At 47.3% G+C, this 1,553-nt stretch carries 2 protein-coding genes; both read right to left on the bottom strand.

Going from position 1 to position 1,553, the window contains the following annotated elements; translation table 11 throughout:
• A partial coding sequence (locus DOM41_RS17150; RefSeq protein WP_110688071.1) for a tetratricopeptide repeat protein occupies window positions 1-762 on the bottom strand: 762 nt, incomplete at its 3' end.
• A 182-nt stretch (window positions 763-944) separates the two neighbouring features.
• Window positions 945-1,553: hypothetical protein (locus DOM41_RS17145; RefSeq protein WP_157956974.1), on the bottom strand; the 609-nt coding region annotated here is incomplete at its 5' end.

Here is a 1,553-nt window from a genome sequence, read left to right as displayed (position 1 = left end):
CTGCTTGCCTTCCGCGCCGGCCGAGCCGGCCGAGCCGCGCAGATCATAGTACTTGTACGCTTGAATCAAATCGACGTCCGTACCGATGCCTTCTTCGTAGAATTTAGCAAGAGAACGGAACCCCTGTGTTTCATAACCATATTCAAGCTCACTGCAACGCAACAACCATTCGAAAGCTTTTTCGTCACTTTGCTCAACACCTTCACCCTGATAATACAAGTTGGCCATAGCCAAAGCGGAATTCTTATCACCTTGGGCGGCAGCTTTTTTATACCAGTAAATTACTCTTCCGTAGTCCTGATCTACCAACCCTTCATAATCTTTTCCTCGATATGCTTCAGCCAAACTTCGCTGGGATAACGTGTAACCCATCTCGGCGGATTCTTGAAGATAAGTAAAGGCAGCATTTAAATCCTTTCTCACCCCAAGACCATTATAATAAACTCTAAATAAGGCATATCCCGCATCAGCACAATTTTTTCCCCAAGAAGACTTGAGAAGGGGTAGGGCCTTATCGTAATCCTGAGATATATCGACAACTTCTGTATATGTCAAATACAGCTCACCCAAAAGATACTCGGCCTTAGGGTCTTCGCGCTCAGCCCCTTGGCGAATATCCGCTAGCGACAAGTTATAGGTAAAGTCATCCCAAAGCGTGTCCTGAGTTGGATCGTTGTAGTAAATCTCAGCAAATACAACGCTCGGAAAAGACAAGCAAGACAAAAAAAGGACTATAGCAAGATTCTTGATCACACTTTTCATAAAAACCTCATACTAAATACGTCCTGATAAGAGAGTGGGCGCACTCTTTTATCGAGGCATGACAAACAAAGCCCCACACCTTCTATTGCGGATTAATCCGATACCAAAACACTCCTTTAAATTGTCACATTATCTTTTTCATGAGAAAACTCGTAATCACTAGAAGAATTTTCTGCTTTAAGCTACATTTCTAACATCCCATCTTCGCCGCCCTTGACAAATTTATCCTCAAACAAGGCGCTCGTTTCCAGGCCTGATTCACTACTAAACCTTAATCCGAGCTCCATTTTCGACAAGTTGAGAACTCGAGCCTTGATCATAACTTTTTGACTGTGCCGGACTTCACCGAATGGTCCTGTTTTTCCTGTGACATAAGTGCCGCTGTAATCTTGCCATGTCAATTCAAGGGAGATCACCTGCAATAGCAGATCCAGCGACGCCTGTTCCTGCTCGATGCTGGTAAAAGGCGCCAACTGGGTGTCGTATTGGTGCCCTATATAACAGCGATTGAGCTCGACCGTAGTCGCGGTGGATACCAGCATCGTTGCGATAAAACCCAGCGTGATCGCGATGGCGCTGATGATTAGACCGATGGCGCACAGCGCCAAGCCCACCCCCGTCGTCGCGACGGCGATACCGGCCGCAGAAAGCGAAAGACCGAGCAACCCCACCGAGGCACCGACGATGATGGTTCCGCCTAGCGCGTATTGCAGGCTTACGCTACGGGACGAGCGACCTAGCCTTCGATCATGCAGGGTATCGGAGAATTTGATCAAGCCATCGTAGAAGGC

It is taken from the genome of Salinicola aestuarinus (assembly GCF_003206645.1).
In the GTDB taxonomy this organism is placed as follows: Bacteria; Pseudomonadota; Gammaproteobacteria; order Pseudomonadales; family Halomonadaceae; genus Salinicola; species Salinicola aestuarinus.
Note: the sequence above shows the minus strand (reverse complement) of the source record. Positions and strands in the feature narration are given on the sequence as shown.